15 protein-coding genes are annotated in these 17,339 nt (G+C 64.5%); 12 read left to right on the plus strand and 3 right to left on the minus strand.

The genetic code is table 11. The features are described 5' to 3' along the window. Window positions 1-616: 616 nt before the first annotated feature. Together LB557_RS10660 and LB557_RS10665 are read left to right on the plus strand one after the other, a co-directional pair. Entirely contained in the window at window positions 617-1,765 is a 1,149-nt protein-coding gene (locus LB557_RS10660; protein WP_224640944.1) for a Gfo/Idh/MocA family protein, read from the plus strand. Between the two features lie 77 nt (window positions 1,766-1,842). Continuing rightward, window positions 1,843-2,796, plus strand: a complete 954-nt coding sequence (locus tag LB557_RS10665; protein ID WP_224640946.1) for an alpha/beta hydrolase — start codon at window positions 1,843-1,845, stop codon at window positions 2,794-2,796. Here LB557_RS10665 and LB557_RS10670 read toward each other — a convergent pair. Beyond that, complete coding sequence (locus LB557_RS10670) at window positions 2,784-3,818, minus strand: LacI family DNA-binding transcriptional regulator (RefSeq protein WP_015319005.1); 1,035 nt, start codon at window positions 3,816-3,818, stop codon at window positions 2,784-2,786. The genes LB557_RS10665 and LB557_RS10670 overlap by 13 nt on opposite strands. A 258-nt stretch (window positions 3,819-4,076) precedes the next feature. Between LB557_RS10670 and LB557_RS10675 the strand changes: the two genes are divergently transcribed. Continuing rightward, window positions 4,077-5,030 carry a sugar kinase gene (locus LB557_RS10675; RefSeq protein WP_224640948.1) on the plus strand — a complete coding sequence of 318 codons (954 nt, stop codon included), beginning with the start codon at window positions 4,077-4,079 and terminating at the stop codon, window positions 5,028-5,030. After that, the gene (locus LB557_RS10680) at window positions 5,027-6,310 is read left to right on the plus strand and encodes a D-tagatose-bisphosphate aldolase, class II, non-catalytic subunit (RefSeq protein WP_224640950.1); all 1,284 of its coding nucleotides are present in this window, start codon (window positions 5,027-5,029) and stop codon (window positions 6,308-6,310) included. Before LB557_RS10675 ends, LB557_RS10680 begins: the two co-directional genes overlap by 4 nt. A 219-nt stretch (window positions 6,311-6,529) precedes the next feature. Here the strand turns inward: LB557_RS10680 and LB557_RS10685 are convergent, their stop codons facing one another. Then, on the minus strand, window positions 6,530-7,441 hold the full coding sequence (locus LB557_RS10685) for an aldose 1-epimerase (protein ID WP_224640953.1): 912 nt from the start codon (window positions 7,439-7,441) through the stop codon (window positions 6,530-6,532). Window positions 7,442-7,512: 71 nt separating this feature from the next. On the opposite strand from LB557_RS10685, the gene LB557_RS10690 reads away from it, so the two are divergent. The 8 genes from LB557_RS10690 to LB557_RS10725 all read left to right on the plus strand — a co-directional run bounded on the left by LB557_RS10690 (window position 7,513) and on the right by LB557_RS10725 (window position 15,788). Further along, window positions 7,513-8,313 (plus strand): FadR/GntR family transcriptional regulator, encoded by an 801-nt coding sequence (locus LB557_RS10690; RefSeq protein WP_224595545.1) that lies wholly within the window; start codon window positions 7,513-7,515, stop codon window positions 8,311-8,313. Then, window positions 8,310-10,037, plus strand: a complete 1,728-nt coding sequence (locus LB557_RS10695) for an IlvD/Edd family dehydratase (protein ID WP_224640955.1) — start codon at window positions 8,310-8,312, stop codon at window positions 10,035-10,037. The genes LB557_RS10690 and LB557_RS10695 overlap by 4 nt, the downstream gene beginning before the upstream one ends. 11 nt (window positions 10,038-10,048) lie before the next feature. Next, complete coding sequence (locus LB557_RS10700; protein WP_015319011.1) at window positions 10,049-10,828, plus strand: SDR family NAD(P)-dependent oxidoreductase; 780 nt, start codon at window positions 10,049-10,051, stop codon at window positions 10,826-10,828. Window positions 10,829-10,861: 33 nt separating this feature from the next. Further along, window positions 10,862-11,863: an AraD1 family protein gene (gene araD1 / locus LB557_RS10705; RefSeq protein ID WP_224640957.1), complete on the plus strand. Its 1,002-nt coding sequence runs from the start codon at window positions 10,862-10,864 to the stop codon at window positions 11,861-11,863. Window positions 11,864-11,916: 53 nt separating this feature from the next. After that, on the plus strand, window positions 11,917-12,942 hold the full coding sequence (locus tag LB557_RS10710; protein WP_023782299.1) for an ABC transporter substrate-binding protein: 1,026 nt from the start codon (window positions 11,917-11,919) through the stop codon (window positions 12,940-12,942). A 76-nt stretch (window positions 12,943-13,018) separates the two neighbouring features. Continuing rightward, window positions 13,019-14,122, plus strand: coding sequence for an ABC transporter ATP-binding protein (locus LB557_RS10715; protein WP_224640959.1), 1,104 nt, complete (start codon window positions 13,019-13,021; stop codon window positions 14,120-14,122). Then, entirely contained in the window at window positions 14,119-14,991 is an 873-nt protein-coding gene (locus tag LB557_RS10720; protein WP_224640961.1) for an ABC transporter permease, read from the plus strand. The genes LB557_RS10715 and LB557_RS10720 overlap by 4 nt, the downstream gene beginning before the upstream one ends. Further along, the gene (locus LB557_RS10725; protein ID WP_140724495.1) at window positions 14,988-15,788 is read left to right on the plus strand and encodes an ABC transporter permease; all 801 of its coding nucleotides are present in this window, start codon (window positions 14,988-14,990) and stop codon (window positions 15,786-15,788) included. Before LB557_RS10720 ends, LB557_RS10725 begins: the two co-directional genes overlap by 4 nt. 3 nt (window positions 15,789-15,791) lie before the next feature. On the opposite strand, the gene LB557_RS10730 is transcribed toward LB557_RS10725, so the two are convergent. Further along, complete coding sequence (locus LB557_RS10730) at window positions 15,792-17,186, minus strand: FAD-binding oxidoreductase (protein WP_224640963.1); 1,395 nt, start codon at window positions 17,184-17,186, stop codon at window positions 15,792-15,794. Between the last annotated feature and the right edge of the window lie 153 nt (window positions 17,187-17,339).

A 17,339-nucleotide genomic window follows, 5' to 3' on the forward strand; every position in this document is an offset into this window, starting at 1 on the left:
ATTCCTTGATCCCGCCCATTCCTTGATGCCGCCCTGCGTCAGCCCTTCGATGATGGAAGAACGGCACGAGTGCAATCAGCGGAACGGTGACAACGGCAGAGGCGCGGCGATATCGCCCGCCAGCAGACAGGGTCCAATCATCCATTGCAACACACGGACCCGTCAGTCTCCTTGGGAGGGACATCCTATTTGACCGAGCCTGGGTCATGCGGATTCGAGCAAATGAGGCGTCAGCGGGACCTCCAAGGCATTTTCGCTGTCTGGCGTCGACGTGGTGATCACGGACGATGGCCTGCCCGGTCCAATACGCAGCCAGCTTGATAGGATCGGGGCCATGGTGATCTATGCCTTAACCCGTCGCGATCCCTGGCCGCCCTCGAAATATCCGAGGCCGAATGACCCACGGGCTTTGGCGCCCGCGATCGGCCGGTTTTCATGTCCGTCATTTTCTCCTCCCAGAGCCAGCAGCCTCCCGACACCGCGCAGGTATTTCCGCATGTTCTATAAAAATTTTACGCGCGTCAATATTTAAAACGTTGTATAGCCATTTCGAGCCCGATCCGGCACCGTCGCGACGGATCGGGCAGACGTGATCGCATGGGGAGGTACGACAGAAATGCAGGCAAACTCACAAGCCAAACTCGGCATCGGCGTCATCGGATGCGGCAACATCTCGATGACCTACCTGCGCAATGCCGCGCTTTTCGGCGGCATCGAATTGCGCGCCTGCGCCGATATTTCAGCCGAGATGGCGGCGCTGCGAGCCAAGGAATACGGTATCCGGCCCCTTGGCGTCGATGCGCTGCTGGCCGATCCCGAGATCGACCTCGTCCTCAACCTGACCATTCCGGCGGCGCATTTCGATATTTCATTCTCCGCCCTTTCGGCGGGAAAGCATGTCTTCACTGAAAAACCGCTCGCAACCTCGGCCGGCGACGGCCGCCGCCTGGTGGCGGAGGCGGCCAAACGCGGCCTGCTGCTCGGCTCGGCTCCGGACACTTTCCTTGGCGCAGCCGGACGCAAAGCGCGCGGCCTGATGGACGAGGGCGCCATCGGCCGCCCTGTCACCGGCACCGCCTTCATGATGGGGCGCGGCATGGAACACTGGCATCCCAATCCGCAATTCTACTATGAGCCGGGCGGCGGCCCGGTGTTCGACATGGGTCCCTACTATCTGACGATGCTGGTCAACCTGCTCGGCCCGGTCGCGCGCGTCATGGCGATGGCGACGAGAGGCCAGGAGGAACGGATGATATCGGCCGAAGGGCCGTTCAAGAACACCACATTCAAGGTCGGGACGCCGACCAATGTGCTGTCGCTGCTCGAATTCCGCTCCGGTGCGACCGTCACTTTCGGCGCTTCATGGGATGTCTTCAGGCATTCCAATCATCCGATCGAACTGCACGGCACGGAAGGCTCGCTGCGGCTGCCCGACCCGGATACGTTCGGCGGCACGGTGTCGCTGTCGGAACGCGGCGCCGACTGGAAGGATTTCGCCAGCGAAGGCGAACTCTACGGCGCCCGCAACTGGCCTTACGCGGCGCCCGACCGCGCCAACTACCGCATGCTCGGCGTCGCCGACCTGATGCATTCGCTGCAGACAGGCGCGACGCCCCGCGCTTCCGGCAACCTGGCGCTGCATGTGCTGGAGATCATGGAAGCGATCCTGCATTCGGGCGAGACGGGGAGTTCGGTCGCCATAGCAGGTGACGTCGTCCAGCCGGCCCTGCTTGGCGAAGACGAAGCGCGCGGCCTGCTCGCCTAAGCGTTCTTTGTTTTCACGCAATTCCGGACGGAAAGCCGCTGCACACTTTTCCTGGAATTGCTTTGACGGAGATGACGATGACGCTCGACCCAGATGCGCTGCGTGCCCTGGAAATCGGCCGTGCCGCCGGCGGCGAACCCTTCGAGAATGGCAGCGTCGCGGCGGCGCGGGCCACGTACAACGCTTCGTTCCCGACACTGCAGGGCGAGCATGAGCCGGTCGCGGCAACCGAGCGGCAGCAGATCGACGGGCCGAACGGTCCGGTGACGATCCGCATCCATCGCGGTGTCGGCGCGCCGCGGACCGGGGCGCGCGCCGTGCTCTATCTGCATGGTGGCGGCTGGGTGATCGGCAATCTCGCCTCGCATGACGAGATCTGCCGCTGGCTGGCCAATCTCGGCAACGCCGTCGTCGTCTGTCCCGATTACCGGCTGGCGCCGGAGTACAAGTTTCCCGCCGGGCTAGAGGATTGCGCGGCAACGCTGCGCTTCATGGCTGCTGGAGAACTCGGCATCGACCCGACCCGTATTGCCGTCGCCGGCGACAGTGCGGGCGGCAACCTTGCCGCCGTGCTGGCATTGCTCGCCCGCGACAGGCTGGCGCCGCCGCTCGCCGCCCAGATCCTGATCTATCCCAACACCGATGCCCGCCAGACGGCGGACAGCTACCGACGTTTCGGCGAAGGCTTCGGACTCACCGCCGCCACCATGGCCTGGTTCCGCGACCACTATGTGCGAACGCCCGATGATATCGCGGACTGGCGCGTATCGCCGCTGCTGGCCTCCAGCCTCGCCGGCGCACCGTCGGCCTTCGTCGTGATCGCCGGCCACGACATCCTTGCCGACGAAGGCACGGCCTATGCCGAGCGCCTGCGCGCCGACGGAGTGCCGCTGGCGTTGCGACACTGGCCGGGTCAGATCCACGGCTTCGTCTCGATGGGCCGCCACATCCTGGCCGCGCGGCAAACGGTAAGCGAGGCGGCGGCTTGGCTCCGCCTACAGACGCCGGAGCCGATCACTCAGGCCGACTGACGCATCACCAGGGTGGCGCCAAGCTTGACGTTGCGCGCCAGATCATGGCCGGACGGATCGGCCTCGTCCAGCAACGCCAGCAGGATCTCGACGCTGCGGCCGGCCATGGCGGCGAAGTCCTGCGCCATGGTGGTCAGCGCGGGACAGGTGTAGCGGCTCAACGGATGATCATCGTGGGCGGCGACGCGAAAATCGCAATCGGCGCGGCGGCCGATCTTCAGCCCGCGCGAAAAGGCGGCCGCCATCACACCGAAGGCGAGACGGTCATTGGCGCAGAGCAGCGTGCGGGCCGGCAGGCCGCCTTTCTCGAGCGTCCTGTCCATCCATTCATGGCCGATGCGCTCGAAGTCCCAGCTATAGTCGCCCGCCGCCTTGAGAACGGTGGGCTCCAGGCCCGCGGCCTGCATCGCGTCGATATAGCTCTGCAGGCGTTCGCCCGAATTGTGGTTGACGTGCGGGATGTCGACATAGACAGGCGGTTCGCCGGACCGGCAGAGATAATCGACGATGGTCGAGGTGCTCTGGTGGTTGTCATTCCCGACGAATGGCGTGTCGCCTTCGATATAGGTGTCGAAATAGACAATCGGGATGTCCTCGCTCATCCGTTCGAAGACGCCGGGTTCGGAGACCAAGCCCAAGGGCGCGACGATAGCACCCGCGACCTTCAGCGACATCAGCGTCCTGACCGATTCCGCCTCCAGTTTCGGCGAACCGTGCGAGGAGATGACGATCGGCCAAAACCCTTCGTCGCGACAGCGCCGTTCGATGCGGCTGACCATCTCGGCGTAGAACGGATCGGTGATCGCCGGTACGACGATGCCGACATTGCGGGTGCGCTTGCGGTTGAGGTTGCGGGCAAAAACATTCGGCTGATAGTCGGACGAACTAAGCGCCGCCTCGATGCGCGCCCGGGTCGCCGGCTTCACGCTGGCCGGATCGTCGAAATACTTCGACAGGGTCGGCCGCGAAACGCCGGACGCCCTGGCGAAATCATCCATCGTCCGGTGGGTTTTTTCCGCCATCTATATTTCAGGCCCCTTATCCTCGATGCCAGCCTTAACGCTCTGGCGAGAATCAGTCTTGCGATCGTCGCGGTGAGGCAGCATTGCTTGAGCCAACTTATTCAGTCAAATTTCCACGGTTTCCAGTACAACGCAGAAGCATTGCGCACGTCAAATTATTTATTGACGCTCCGAAAACGACAACTTAGGTTTTGAACATGCACGGATAAAGGAATTTCTGGCCAAGCGGAGGCCGTCCGTCCGGCAGATGGTGAGGACATGAAGAAACTGGTTTGTGCCGGCGAGATCCTGGTCGAGATCATGGCCGAGCGGATCGGCCAGAGTTTTCGCGCTCCCGGCCCGCTGGTCGGTCCGTTTCCCTCGGGCGCTCCCGCCATCTTCGTCGATCAGGCGGCGCGGCTCGGCCAGCCGGCGGGGCTGATCGCGGCAGTGGGCGACGACGATTTCGGCCATTTGAACATCGAGCGCCTGCGTGCCGACGGCGCCGACATCTCGGCCATCACCGTCCATCACGGTGCCGCGACCGGAACCGCCTTCGTCACCTATGAGAGCGATGGCAGCCGGCACTTCGTCTACAACATCAAGCAGAGTGCCGCCGGCCTGATCGAGATGGGCGCGGAAGCGCGCGCGCTGCTGGCCGGCGCCGACCATTTTCACGTCATGGGGACATCGCTGTTCTCGCCCGAGGTGATCGAAATTGCCCGCAACGGGATCGAAGCCGTCAAGACGCGCGGCGGCACGGTCTCTTTCGACCCCAACATCCGCAAGGAGATGCTCGATCTACCAGGCATGCGCGATGCCTTGCACTTCGTGTTGTCAAAGACGGACGTGTTCCTGCCGAGCGGGCCGGAACTCTTCATCTTCGCCGAGGCAAACGACGAGGAAAGCGCGGTACGCGAAATGCTGGACCGCGGCATCTCCACTATCGTCGTCAAGAAGGGCGCGCAGGGCGCCGTCCACTACGACCAGTCGGGGCGCACAGCCTCACCCGGCTTCGTCGTCGAGGAAATCGATCCGACCGGCGCCGGAGACTGCTTTACCGCGGCCTTCGTCTCCTTCTGGCTGCGTGGAGAGGCACCGGAAAGGGCACTGCGAATAGCCAATGGCTGCGGCGCGCTGGCGGTGACGAAGAAGGGACCGATGGAAGGCATCGCCTCGCTCGCCGCCGTCGAGGCGTTCATCGAGACCGCCCGGACCGGAGCACCGGCATGAGCCAGGCGACCGATCGACTGGCTAGCATCGCCACGCGCCGTGCGGCCGGCGAACGCTGTGGCATCGCCTCGATCTGCTCGGCCCATCCGCTGGTCGTCGAAGCGGCGCTGCGCCACGGCAAGGCGCGCGGCGCCGATGTGCTGATCGAGGCCACCTGCAACCAGGTCAACCACGAGGGCGGCTATACCGGCATGACACCGCGCGATTTCCGCCGCTTCGTCGAGACGATCGCCGGCAAGGCCGGCTGTCCCCTGGACAGGCTGGTGCTCGGCGGCGACCATCTAGGCCCCAATCCTTGGAAGCACCTGCCGGCGCCCGAGGCGATGGAAAAAGCCGCACGCATGGTGGATGCCTATGCCGAGGCCGGCTTCACCAAGATCCACCTGGACGCCAGCATGGGCTGCGCCGGCGAAGGCGCGGCACCGCCCGACGCCACCATCGCCGCGCGCGCCGCCGAACTGGCCGAGGTGGCGGAGGCCGCGGTTGAACGAACAGGCGGCACCAGGCCTGTCTATGTCATCGGCACGGAAGTGCCGGTGCCGGGCGGCGCACAGGAGGCCATGGACCATCTGGCGGTGACGACACCGGAGGCTGCGGGTGAGACGGTTCGCATCCACCACGATGCCTTTAGCCGGCGCGGCCTCGACCAGGCTTTCTCGCGGGCGATCGGCGTCGTCGTGCAGCCGGGCGTCGAATTCGGCAATGCCGAGGTCATCACCTACCGGCCGGAACGCGCCCGGGCGCTTGCCGGCACGCTGCGAGACCTGCCGCAATTCGTCTTCGAGGCCCACTCGACCGACTACCAGCCCGCTGCGGCGTTGAGCGCGCTGGTCGACGACGGTTTTGCCATACTCAAGGTCGGGCCCTGGCTGACCTTCGCGCTGCGCGAAGCCCTCTATGGTCTGAGCCATATCGCCGACATTCTGGTTCCCGACCCATCGCGGGAAAGCCTGCCGGCGGCCATGGAGCGCGTCATGCTGGCGGCGCCCGGCAATTGGAAGAATTACTATCACGGCTCCGAGGCCGAGCAGCGGATCGAGCGGCATTTTTCCTACAGCGATCGTATCCGCTACTACTGGCCTGCGCCGGCGGCGCGGCAGGCCGTGAACGCGCTGATGCAGGCGCTGGGCGAGCGCGACATCCCCTCACCCCTGATCAGCCAGTATCTCGGCCGCCTCGACAGCGCGGTAGCGAGCGGATCCGTCGCGCCAAAGGCCAGGGAACTCCTCATCGCAGGCGTGACGGACGTTCTCAAGATCTATGCCAGCGCAACCGGCTGATCCCGACTTTCATGGCTGTGGCACCAGGGCCCACGTGGTGCGGCGCAACGCCAGATCGCGATGCGCGTCAGCGGCGGCGTCAAGGGCTCCGGCTATGGTTGCTTCGGCGGCAAGGCCTCGATCGCCGAATTCACCGATTTGCGCTGGGTGACGATCGAGGAGCCGGGCCAGCACTATCCGTTCTGCAATGGCCTCGCTTCGGGCAAGTCGCGGCGAAGATCAAACAGCCAGCGACGGTATAAAGCGGACGCTTGCGGATTGTTTCTGGCCAGGGGCCAGCACAATGCAGCCGGTGTCGATGTCCTTGTCGCCCCTCCGGTTGAAAGCATCGGTAATGTTGCTGACCGGCTCGGCGCAAAAGAACGGTTCGCCCGGCGGCGTGTAGAGGGCGAGGAAGTCGAGCGGCGCCTCTGCCTCGATGTCCAGCTGCCGTCCGTGTTCGGGCCAGGTAATCCGGGCGCGGCGCGCCCATCCGGTGAAGACCGTGTCGAAGTCCACTTCCGATACGTCAAAGCCGATCGACGGGTCGGCCCCCACGGGCGGCGGGACATGCCGGATGGGCAGCACCTCCGCATCGGTTTCCCACACGCCTGATACCCGTGCCTGGACATGCGTCCACGGTGTCGACGGGAAGTAAGGATGGAGACCGAGGCCAACCGGCATCGGCGCGTCCGACAGGTTGCGCACGGCAACGGTCATGCAAAGCCTGCCTTCGGCCAGCGAGATCACTTGCTCGGCTTCATAGCTCCACGGCCAGGAATCGGCGGCGTGGCGATAGCGCAGGACGATCATGCTCGCTTCATGGCTCACGACCGTCCACGGGTGACGCCAGCCATGGCCGTGCTCATGGTGTGGATCGTCCGGGGCCGTCGGCAATCGAATGGGGCGCCCCGCGAATTCAAAGCGGCCATTCCTTATGCGGTTGGAATAGGGCACGAGCGGAAAGCAGGCCATGGCGACGGCATCGCCACGGCCGATCGCCGCCGGGTGAGCCGCACGCAGCCAATCCACGGCCGAACCATCCCGCCACCATCGATACGACGCCAGCGCTCCACCAGCGGCGGGAGCAATTTCGACCGTCGCGATGCCGTCGCTGATCGAGACCAGTTCCGTGTACTGCGCGACGGCCACAGCGAAATTCTTTGTCATCGGCACTCCCCCAATCCCTTGACTCCAATCCCCACGCCTATAAGACATATCATATGAATAGTATGAAGAATAGAAAATCATTCAGCACAGCCCGCACGTCACGAGTCGCGGTCGCGGTTTCCAGCGGTTCCACCGCGCTGCACGCCACCGTCGTCGAGCAGATCGGGCTGCGCATCGTGCAGGGCGACTTCCTGCCCGGCGAGGCGCTGCCTAATGCCGACGATTCCAGCGAGATGCTGGGGGTCAGCCGCACCGTGCTGCGCGAGGCGATCAAGGTGCTGGCGGGCAAGGGGCTGGTCGAATCCAGGCCGAAGACCGGCACGCGGGTGCGTCCTCGCGCCGATTGGAATTTCCTCGACCCCGACGTCCTGTCCTGGCGCTATACCGGCGGTGTCAGTGCGGAGGATGTGCGGGCGCTGTTTGAACTGCGCCGCGCCATCGAGCCGATGTCGGCGGCCCTTGCCGCGCAGCGTGCGACGCCGGCTCAGATCGCCGAGATCCATGCAGCGCTGGCTGAAATGGAAGCACTGAGCGATGACGGAGACCGCTTCGCTAAGCCCGATCTGGTGTTCCACCAGACCATATTGCGCATGACCGGCAACGAGCTGATCGGCTCGCTGGCCGCACTGGTCGAGACCGCGTTGGTAATGAGCTTTCGCCTCTCCAACGACAATCCGGAAGGGCAGCGCCATTCCTTGCCGCTGCACCGGGAAGTCGCCGAGAAGATTGCCGACGGCGACGCCGCCGGCGCGCAAAAGGCATTGCTGGTGCTTATCGACAATGCCGAGGATGACGTGCGCCGCAGCGTCGAGAACCGCAACAAACGCCGCAACGAGCGGGGCCTGCAATCGTGACCGAGACCAAACGCAAATTGCGGTCGGAAGCCTGGTTCGGCGGTGAAGGCAAGAACGCTTTCATGCACCGCAGCTGGATGAAGAACCAGGGCATTCCCGCTGACGCTTTCGACGGCCGCCCGGTGATCGGCATCTGCAACACGTGGTCGGAACTGACCCCATGCAATGCGCATCTGCGGGCGCTCGCCGATCACGTCAAGCGTGGCGTCTATGAGGCCGGCGGCCTGCCGTTCGAATTTCCCGTGATGTCGCTGGGCGAGAGCAACATGCGCCCCACCGCCATGCTGTTTCGCAACCTGGCCAGCATGGACGTCGAGGAATCCATCCGCGGCAATCCGGTCGACGGCGTCATCCTGCTTGTCGGTTGCGACAAGACCACGCCGGCGCTCTTGATGGGGGCTGCCTCGTGCAACCTGCCGACCATCGCCGTCTCCGGTGGGCCGATGCTGAACGGCAAGTTCCGCGGACAGGATATCGGCTCGGGCACGCATGTCTGGAAATTCGCCGAGGAGGTCAAGGCCGGCCGCATGCCGGTCGCCGACTTCCTTGCCGCCGAGCAGGGCCAGAGCCGGTCGGCCGGCAGCTGCATGACGATGGGCACCGCCTCGACCATGGCCAGCATGGTGGAGGCGCTCGGCATCGGCATGCCCGACAACGCCGCGATCCCGGCGGTGGATTCGCGCCGAAGCGTGCTTGCCCAGTTGGCCGGACGGCAGATCGTCGATCTTGTCCACCGCGACGTGACGATTGCAAAGATCCTTACCAGGCAAGCCTTCGAGAATGCCATTCGCGTCAATGGAGCGATCGGCGGCTCGACCAATGCGGTGCTGCATCTGATCGCCATCGCCAACCGGGTCGGTGTCGATCTCGGCCTCGATGACTGGGACCGCCTTGGCCGCGGCGTGCCAACCATTGTCGACCTGATGCCGTCGGGCCGGTTCCTGATGGAAGATTTCTACTATGCCGGGGGGCTAGCTGCGGTCATGGCGTCGCTTGATGAAGTGGGGCTTCTTCATCGCGACGCCATGACCGTCAGCGCCAAGACCATCGGTGAACTGATCGACGGCGCGCCCAACTATAACCGTGAGGTCATACGGCCGCTGCGCGAGCCGCTGACCAAGGAGGGCGGCATCTCGATCCTGCGTGGCAATCTGGCGCCCAACGGAGCGGTCATCAAGCCGTCCGCGGCAACGCCCGAACTGATGCAGCATCGCGGCAAGGCGGTCGTTTTCGAGAACATCGAGCATTACCATGCCCGCATCGACGATCCGGAGCTGGATATCGACGCCTCCTCGGTGATGGTGCTGAAGAATTGCGGACCGCGCGGTTATCCCGGGATGGCCGAGGTCGGCAACATGCCGCTGCCAGCCAAGCTGCTCAGAGAAGGCGTTTCCGACATGGTGCGCGTTTCGGACGCGCGCATGAGCGGTACCGCCTACGGCACGGTGGTGCTGCATGTGGCGCCGGAGGCCGCGGCCGGTGGTGTGCTGGCCCTGGTGCGCGACGGCGATCTCATCGAGCTCGACGTCGCAGGCCGCCGTCTCGAGCTTTTGGTTTCGGACGAGGAACTGGCGATCCGCCGCCGTGACTGGAAGCCGCCGGAGCCGCCGCAGGGTGGCTACCAGAGCCTCTATGTCGAGCGCGTGCTGCAGGCCGACAAGGGCTGCGACTTCGACTTTCTCGTCGGTCGGCGCGATGCCGGCATTCCCCGGCATTCCCATTAGAGAGGGGCGCGATGACGGATCAGATCGGCAGCTACGCGACCTACCCCAGCCTGAAGGGCCGCAGCGTGTTCATAACCGGCGGCGGCAGCGGCATCGGTGAAAGCCTGGTGCGCCATTTCTGCGCGCAAGGCAGCCGCGTCGCCTTCGTCGATCTGGCCGAGGAGCCTTCACGGCGCCTGGTCGATGCGATCGCGGCCGAAGGGCATGCCGCGCCGCTGTTCATTCCCTGCGACCTGCGCAATGTCGAGCAGCTGCAGGCGGCGACCGTCGAGGCGATGCGGCACAACGGCCCGATCCAGGCGCTGTGCAACAATGCCGGCAATGACGACCGCCACCAGACCAAGGACGTCACGGTGGCCTATTGGGACGACCGCATGGCGGTCAATCTGCGCCACCAGTTCTTCGCCGCCCAGGCGGTGCGTCCGCAAATGGGCTCGCTGGGCGGCGGCTCGATCATCAATTTCGGTTCCATCACCTGGATGGTCGGCGATCCCGACTGCCCTGCCTATGTCACCGCGAAAGCCGCTGTCTACGGCATGACGCGGGCGCTGGCCCGCGAACTCGGCCCCGAGCGCATCCGCGTCAACTGCATGGTGCCTGGCTGGGTGATGACAGAGCGCCAGATGCGGCTATGGCTGAACCCCGCCGGCGAACGCCAGATCGCGGAGCGGCAGTGCCTGCCCGACCGGCTGCAGCCATCCGACATTGCGCGCATGGCGCTGTTCCTCGCCGCCGACGACAGCCTGATGTGCACGAGCCAACAGTTCATCGTCGACGCGGGCTGGGTGTGACCCCGTACGGCCTCTAGGGAAGAAGGGTATTTGATGCGTCTTGTTCAGTACACAACGATCGATGGCGGCAGGCGGGTCGGCCGCGTTTCCGATGACGACGGCAATCGCCTGCATCCACTCGACAAGACAAGCACCGTGCTGGAGCTCGCCGAAGCGGCGATCGCCCAGGGTGCGTCGATCGCGGCGCTGGTCGAGAAGCGGACGGCTGCGGCCACGATCGACTATGGCGAACTGCTGCGCGGTGGCCGCGTGCTCGCTCCCGTCGACCATCCGGAACCGGCGCGCTTCCTGGTCACCGGCACCGGCCTCACCCACACCGGAAGTGCCGCCGCGCGCGACAAGATGCATGTGCTGACCCATGGCGAGGACGCCGAGGAATCGGATTCGCTGAAGATCTTCCGCATGGGCCTGGACGGGGGCAAGCCCGGCGCCGGCAAGATCGGCATCCAGCCCGAATGGTTCTTCAAGGGCGTCGGCACCTGTGTCGTGCCGCCTGGCGCCGATCTGCCGATGCCTGCCTTCGCGAAAGCCGGCGCGGAAGAGGCCGAGATCGTCGGCCTTTACCTCAATGGGCCGGATGGCCGCCCCTATCGCATAGGCTATGCGCTGGGCAACGAATATTCCGACCATGTGACGGAGGCCGAGAACTACCTCTATCTCGCCCACTCGAAACTCCGCTCCTGCTCGATCGGACCGGAGCTTTTGATCGGCGACCTGCCCGAAGAAGTGCGTGGCCATTCCCGCATTCTGCGCGACGGCACTGTTATCTGGGAACAGGAATTCCTGTCGGGCGAAGCGCACATGTCGCATTCGATCGCCAATCTCGAACACTTCCATTTCCGCTACCCGATGCACCGCAGGGCGGGCGACCTGCACGCCTATTTCTTCGGAGCGGCGGTGATGAGCTACGCCTCCGGCGTCAAGACGGCTTCCGGCGACGAGTATGAAATCCAGGCACAGACATTCGGCAAGCCGTTGCGCAACCGGATGGTGTCGGTGCCGGACGAGGGACTGGTCGCCGTCACCCAGCTATGACGGCGATAGCCCCGGAAATTACGGTCCACCAGAACGACAATGGGAGATTAAAAATGGGACTGAAGAAAGCGTTTCTGAGACTAGCGACCATCGGGCTCGGCATCGGCCTGATGACGTCGGCGGCGCTGGCCGCGAACCTTCGCGTGCTGGCCTGGGACGGTTATGCCGACCCGGACTGGGTGAAGGACTTCACCGCCGCCACCGGCATCGGCGTCGATGTCGTCTTCATCGGCAGCGATGACGAAATCTGGGCCAAGATCAAGGGCAGCGAAGGGCAGGACTTCGACGTCTTCGCCGTCAACACCGCCCAGTTGCAGCGCTACATCAAGGCCGATCTGGTGTCGCCGATCGACATCACCAAGCTGCCGAACCAGAAGGACGTGCTGCCGCGCTTCCGTGATCTGTCTCAGGTCAGCGGCGACACCAAGGACGGCAAGGTCTACGGTATTCCGTTCTGCTTCGATTCCATCGGGCTGATCTACGACACCGACAAGGTCAAGCCGGCGCCGACCTCGATGTCCGTCCTGTGGGATCCGGCTTACAAGGGCAAGATCCTCGCCTACGACAATGGCGAGCACAATTTCTCGTTCACCGCGCTGACGCTCGGCTACAAGGATCCGTTCAACCTCGACGAAAAACAGATGGCGGCGGTCAAGGCCAAGCTGGTCGAGCTCAAGCGCAATGTGCTGAGCTTCTACACCACCGCCGACGAGGCGCAGCAGATTTATCAAAACAATGATGTTGCGCTGATCTGGGCCAATTATGGCCAGCAGCAGGTGAAGGCACTGCAGAAGATCGGCGCCCATGTCGCCTACGTCAATCCGAGCGAAGGCGCGCTTGCCTGGCTCGACAACTGGGTCATCTCCAAGGGTGTCCGCGACAATGCCGCGGCCGAGAAGTGGATCGACTTCATGCTGACGAAGAAGGTCAGCGGCGCGCTTTCCGAGCGCACCGGATTCGGCAACACGGTGGTCGAGTCGAGCAGTGCGGGCGGCAACGACAAGCTGGTCTGGCTCAACAATGTCGAGGATCCGCTCAAGCGTTCGGACTTGTGGAACGAGGTCAAGGCGACGCCCTGATCCCTTCCGCGCCTGACTTCGAAGGACCCGGCGGTCCGGACGTTCCGGACCGCCGAAGCGTATGCGAGAATATCCCATGAGCCAGAACACCGACCTCTTGACGCTGCGGTCCGTCTCGAAATCCTACGGCACGGTTCCCGTGCTGCACGGCATCGACCTGTCGCTCCGGGACGGTGAGTTCCTGACCGTTCTTGGGCCGTCGGGTTCGGGCAAGACCACGGTCCTGCGGCTGATCGGCGGGCTGGAGCCGCTGACGTCAGGCGAGATCCGGCTGGACGGCCAGGACATCAGCCGCATGCCGATCAACAAGCGGCCGTTCAACACGGTGTTCCAGGACTATGCGCTGTTCCCCCATATGACCGTCTCCGGCAATGTCGGCTATGGGCTTTCGGTGCGCCATATCAAGCGCAAGGAGATCGCCAGCCGCGTGGCGCAAGCCCTCGATCTGGTGCAGCTCGGACGTTTCGCCGAGCGCTTTCCGGCACAGCTTTCCGGCGGCCAGCGCCAGCGTGTCGCGCTCGCCCGGGCGCTGATCTGCCAGCCGCGCCTGATCCTGCTCGACGAGCCGCTGGCGGCACTCGATCTCGAATTGCGCCGGCAGATGCAGGAGTTCCTGAAATCCATCCAGCGCGAGATCAAGACCACCTTCCTGTTCGTCACCCACGACCAGGAAGAAGCGATCGGCATGGCCGATCGGATCTGCGTCATGCAGGCCGGCCATATCCGCCAGCTCGGCACGCCGCATGAGCTCTACTACAAGCCGAATTGCGAATTCGTGGCGCGCTTCTTCGGCGAGAACAATCTGGTGGCCGGAAAACTCGGTCCGGTGCAAGGCGAGCAGCGACCGATCGAGACGACACTTGGACGGCTGGTGTGCTCGATCAGCGACCAGCCGCATCTGAAGATTGCCCCGGATGGCGCCGCGGCTTTCGCGGCGTTCCGCCCCGAAGCCTTGCATCTCGCGGACGCCCGTGATGGCGCCAATCGCTTTTCCGGTGCCATTGCCGATCTCGCCTTTGCCGGCTCGTCGACGGTCGCCACGATCATGGCGGGGCCGGACGATGCCGCGCAGCGCCTGCGGCTGCGCATGCCGAGCCGGATCGACGGCAGCATCTTGAAATCCGGCGAGACGGTCTCGCTTTCGTTTGCGCCGCATGAAGGCCATCTGGTGCTGGCATGAGCGGAACCGGCTCGACACACGCCGCGCAACGGCGGCTGTCAGGGCTGGTGACGGTGCTGGCATTCGCCTTGCCGGTTATCTTCGTCCTCGTGCCGCTGGCAATCTTCCTGGTCTACAGTTTCTTCAGCGTCGACCAGGGTACGATCGTCCATGCACCGACGGTCGGCAACTATGTCAGGTTTTTCACCGACCCGATCTTTCTGCCGGTGTTCTGGAACACCATCGTGCTGTGCGTATCGGTGGCCGTCATCTGTATCCTGCTCGCCTATCCCGCCGCCTACTTCCTGACGACGCTGAAGGGGCGGTGGCGCTACGCCCTGCTGATGTTGCTGCTGGTGCCGCTGCTGATGAGCTACGTCATCAAGATCTACGCGATCCGCAGCATCCTCGGCCTCAACGGCTTCCTCAACAACGCGCTGGTGGCGCTCGGCATCCTGGATCAGCCATCGACGCTTTTCGTCTTCAACATGAACGCCATCCTCTTGACGCTGAGCCTGCTTTTGATCCCGTTCGCCATCCTGCCGATCTTCCTGTCGCTGGAGCGGATTCCGCAGACCTTGCTGCGCGCCTCGGATGACCTGGGCGCCAGCAGCCTGCAGACATTCCTGCGCATCACCTTGCCGCTGAGCCTGCCCGGCGTCGCCTCGGCGGCGAGCTTCGTCTTCGTACTGGCGATCGGCGATTTCCTGACGCCGCAAATGGTCGGCGGGATCAGCGGCTTCACCTTCGGCCGCATCCTCTACAGCCAGTTCGGCACGGCCTATAACTGGCCGTTCGGCGCCGCGCTGTCGGTGGCGCTTGCGATCGTGGTGATCGCCGCCATTCTCATTGGCGAACGGTTCGGGCGCAGCCGGGGGACGTCGGTATGAGCGCGCTGCCCCGGCCTTCCACTGTCTTCCTGGCCGCGATTACGACGCTGGTCGCGGTGCTGCTTTACAGCCCACTGTTCGTGCCGATCGTGTCGTCGTTCTTCACCATTTCGCATGGCAATGTCGACTGGTCGTCGCCGACCTTTTCGACCTATGTGGCGCTGGCTGAAAACCATGACATCCTGACCGCGTTGCGCACCACGCTGATCGTCGGCGTCTGTACCGTAATCCTGTCGGTGGTCAGCGGGACGCTACTGGCGCTCTACTATCACGGCCGCCGCTCGGGACGTTCGGTTCTGCAGTTCATCATCTTCCTGCCATTCCTGATGCCGCCTATCATCAGCGGCCTGGCGCTGCTGATCTTCTTCCGCGAGATCGGCCTCGAACGCTCGCTGCTGACGGTTGTCATCGGCCACACCGTGTTCGTGCTGGCGATCGTCTACCGCACTGTGCTGATGCGGCTGCAGTCGATGAGCCGCACGCTGGTCGAAGCATCCTACGATCTCGGCGCCAGCGGTTGGCAGACCTTCTGGCGCATCATCCTGCCGAACCTGTCGAGCGCCATGGTCGGCGGCGCCATCCTGGCCTTCGCGCTGTCGTTCGACGAGACGATGATCACCATCCTGGTCACCGGCACGCAAAGCACGCTGCCGGTCCGGCTGTGGGCGATGATGCGGCTAGGCTTCTCGCCCGACATCAACGCTCTGGTGGCGCTGATCCTGATGTTCACCGTGCTGCTGTGCGTGCTCGCCGCCCGTTTTCTCATTCCCAGGCAAATGGCGACGGAACGTACCTGAGTTTCAAACGGTTGGGTCAAGGTCGAAGACTCGTCCGGGATTGAGGATGTTCTTCGGATCGAGCGCCGTCTTCAGCCGCCGCATCGTGGCGATCTCGGCGTCACTGCGCACCAGATTCAGCCACTGCTTCTTGTCGAGGCCGATGCCATGCTCGGCCGACACGCCACCTCCGGCCGCCGCCACGCCGCGATAGATGATACCGTAGGCCGCCGCCGGGTCCGCCGTCAGCACCTGATAGTGCAGGTTGCCGTCCCCGAGATGGCCGAAGACGTAGATGTCGGCACCGGGATCGACCGCGTGGATGGCGGCATCCGCTTCTTGCAGGAACGCCCCCATTCGCGCCAACGGGATGCTGATGTCGACGCCGATCAGGCCTTTCATCGAAAACAGGACGCGGTTGGCGTCCTCCCGCACATCCCACAGCGCGCGGAATTCGCGCGGCGATTGGGAGACGACAACATCGTCGACGACGCCGTCCTCGACCGCCTGCATCAAGACCTCGGCGAAGCGCTCGCCGTCACGTTCTGGCTCACTGCCCTGGATTTCGGCCAGTACATAGACGGGTGATCCGGCCGGAAGCGGCGCCGGCATGGCCATGCTCGCGACCATGACGTCATAGAGCGGCGCGATATTGACCTCATAGGCGGACAAAAGCGGGCCGAGCTTTTGCCGCAGCAGCCCAAGCAGGCCAATCGCCGCATCGAGCGAAGGCAGCGCGCAGAAGGCGTTCACCTCGGATGCTGGCTTGGGATGCAGCCGGAGCGCGGCGCGGGTGACGACGCCAAGCGTCCCTTCCGCGCCGATGAAGAGTTGGCTGAGGTCGTAGCCGGAATTGTCCTTGGGCAGGCCCTTGAGCGACGTCAGCACGGTGCCATCCGCGAGTACCGCCTCCAGCCCCAGCACCTGTGCCCGGTACATGCCATAACGCAGCACGCGGATGCCGCCGGCATTGGTGGCGATGTTGCCGCCGACCGTGGCGGAGCCGCGCGCGCCGATATCGACGCCGAACATCAGCCCGGCGCCGTCGGCCGCTTCCTGCACCGATTGCAGCGTCGCGCCAGCTTCGGCGACGATGGTGGCGGCTTGACAATCCGGGGCGGCAAGGCCGGTCATGCGCTCCAGCGACAGCACGACCTCGCCCGGCTGGACGCGCGCGCCACCGGCCAGCCCGGTGCGCCCGCCCTGGACGACGACCGGCTGGCCAAGAGCGTTGCACGCGGCGAGTGCCGCCGCGACACCCTCGGCATCGCGCGGGCGCAGCACGGCTTCGGGAAGCACGCCGAGCTTGCCGTCGGGATCGTCACGATAGCGCTGGTCCACGTCGGAGCCGGCGAGCACGCCGCCCGCGCCCAGTCTGTTGCCAAGCGCGGAGAGCAGCCGTTGTATTTCAGGTGACATCCGGCTCAGGCGCCTGCGTGACAGGGCGCATCGTCAGCGTCCAACAACCGGATCGCCCGATGAGTATCCTTGTCCAGCACGCTCGCCATCCCCTGAATTGCAGCCGGCCGATCCTATTCGCGCCCGCTTGTCGTGCAAGCGATATCGAGCTGC

This window comes from Mesorhizobium sp. BR115XR7A (assembly GCF_020165315.1).
Lineage (GTDB): Bacteria > Pseudomonadota > Alphaproteobacteria > Rhizobiales > Rhizobiaceae > Mesorhizobium > Mesorhizobium australicum.

Bases quoted from the DNA above. Each gene is read 5' to 3' on its own strand.
- LB557_RS10715 (WP_224640959.1), top strand. From the start codon at position 13,019: ATGAGCCAGAACACCGACCTCTTGACGCTGCGGTCCGTCTCGAAATCC.
- LB557_RS10710 (WP_023782299.1), top strand. From the start codon at position 11,917: ATGGGACTGAAGAAAGCGTTTCTGAGACTAGCGACCATCGGGCTCGGC.
- araD1 (WP_224640957.1), top strand. From the start codon at position 10,862: ATGCGTCTTGTTCAGTACACAACGATCGATGGCGGCAGGCGGGTCGGC.
- LB557_RS10670 (WP_015319005.1), bottom strand. From the start codon at position 3,818: ATGGCGGAAAAAACCCACCGGACGATGGATGATTTCGCCAGGGCGTCC.
- LB557_RS10665 (WP_224640946.1), top strand. From the start codon at position 1,843: ATGACGCTCGACCCAGATGCGCTGCGTGCCCTGGAAATCGGCCGTGCC.
- LB557_RS10730 (WP_224640963.1), bottom strand. From the start codon at position 17,186: ATGTCACCTGAAATACAACGGCTGCTCTCCGCGCTTGGCAACAGACTG.
- LB557_RS10725 (WP_140724495.1), top strand. From the start codon at position 14,988: ATGAGCGCGCTGCCCCGGCCTTCCACTGTCTTCCTGGCCGCGATTACG.
- LB557_RS10690 (WP_224595545.1), top strand. From the start codon at position 7,513: ATGAATAGTATGAAGAATAGAAAATCATTCAGCACAGCCCGCACGTCA.
- LB557_RS10720 (WP_224640961.1), top strand. From the start codon at position 14,119: ATGAGCGGAACCGGCTCGACACACGCCGCGCAACGGCGGCTGTCAGGG.
- LB557_RS10675 (WP_224640948.1), top strand. From the start codon at position 4,077: ATGAAGAAACTGGTTTGTGCCGGCGAGATCCTGGTCGAGATCATGGCC.
- LB557_RS10680 (WP_224640950.1), top strand. From the start codon at position 5,027: ATGAGCCAGGCGACCGATCGACTGGCTAGCATCGCCACGCGCCGTGCG.
- LB557_RS10700 (WP_015319011.1), top strand. From the start codon at position 10,049: ATGACGGATCAGATCGGCAGCTACGCGACCTACCCCAGCCTGAAGGGC.
- LB557_RS10660 (WP_224640944.1), top strand. From the start codon at position 617: ATGCAGGCAAACTCACAAGCCAAACTCGGCATCGGCGTCATCGGATGC.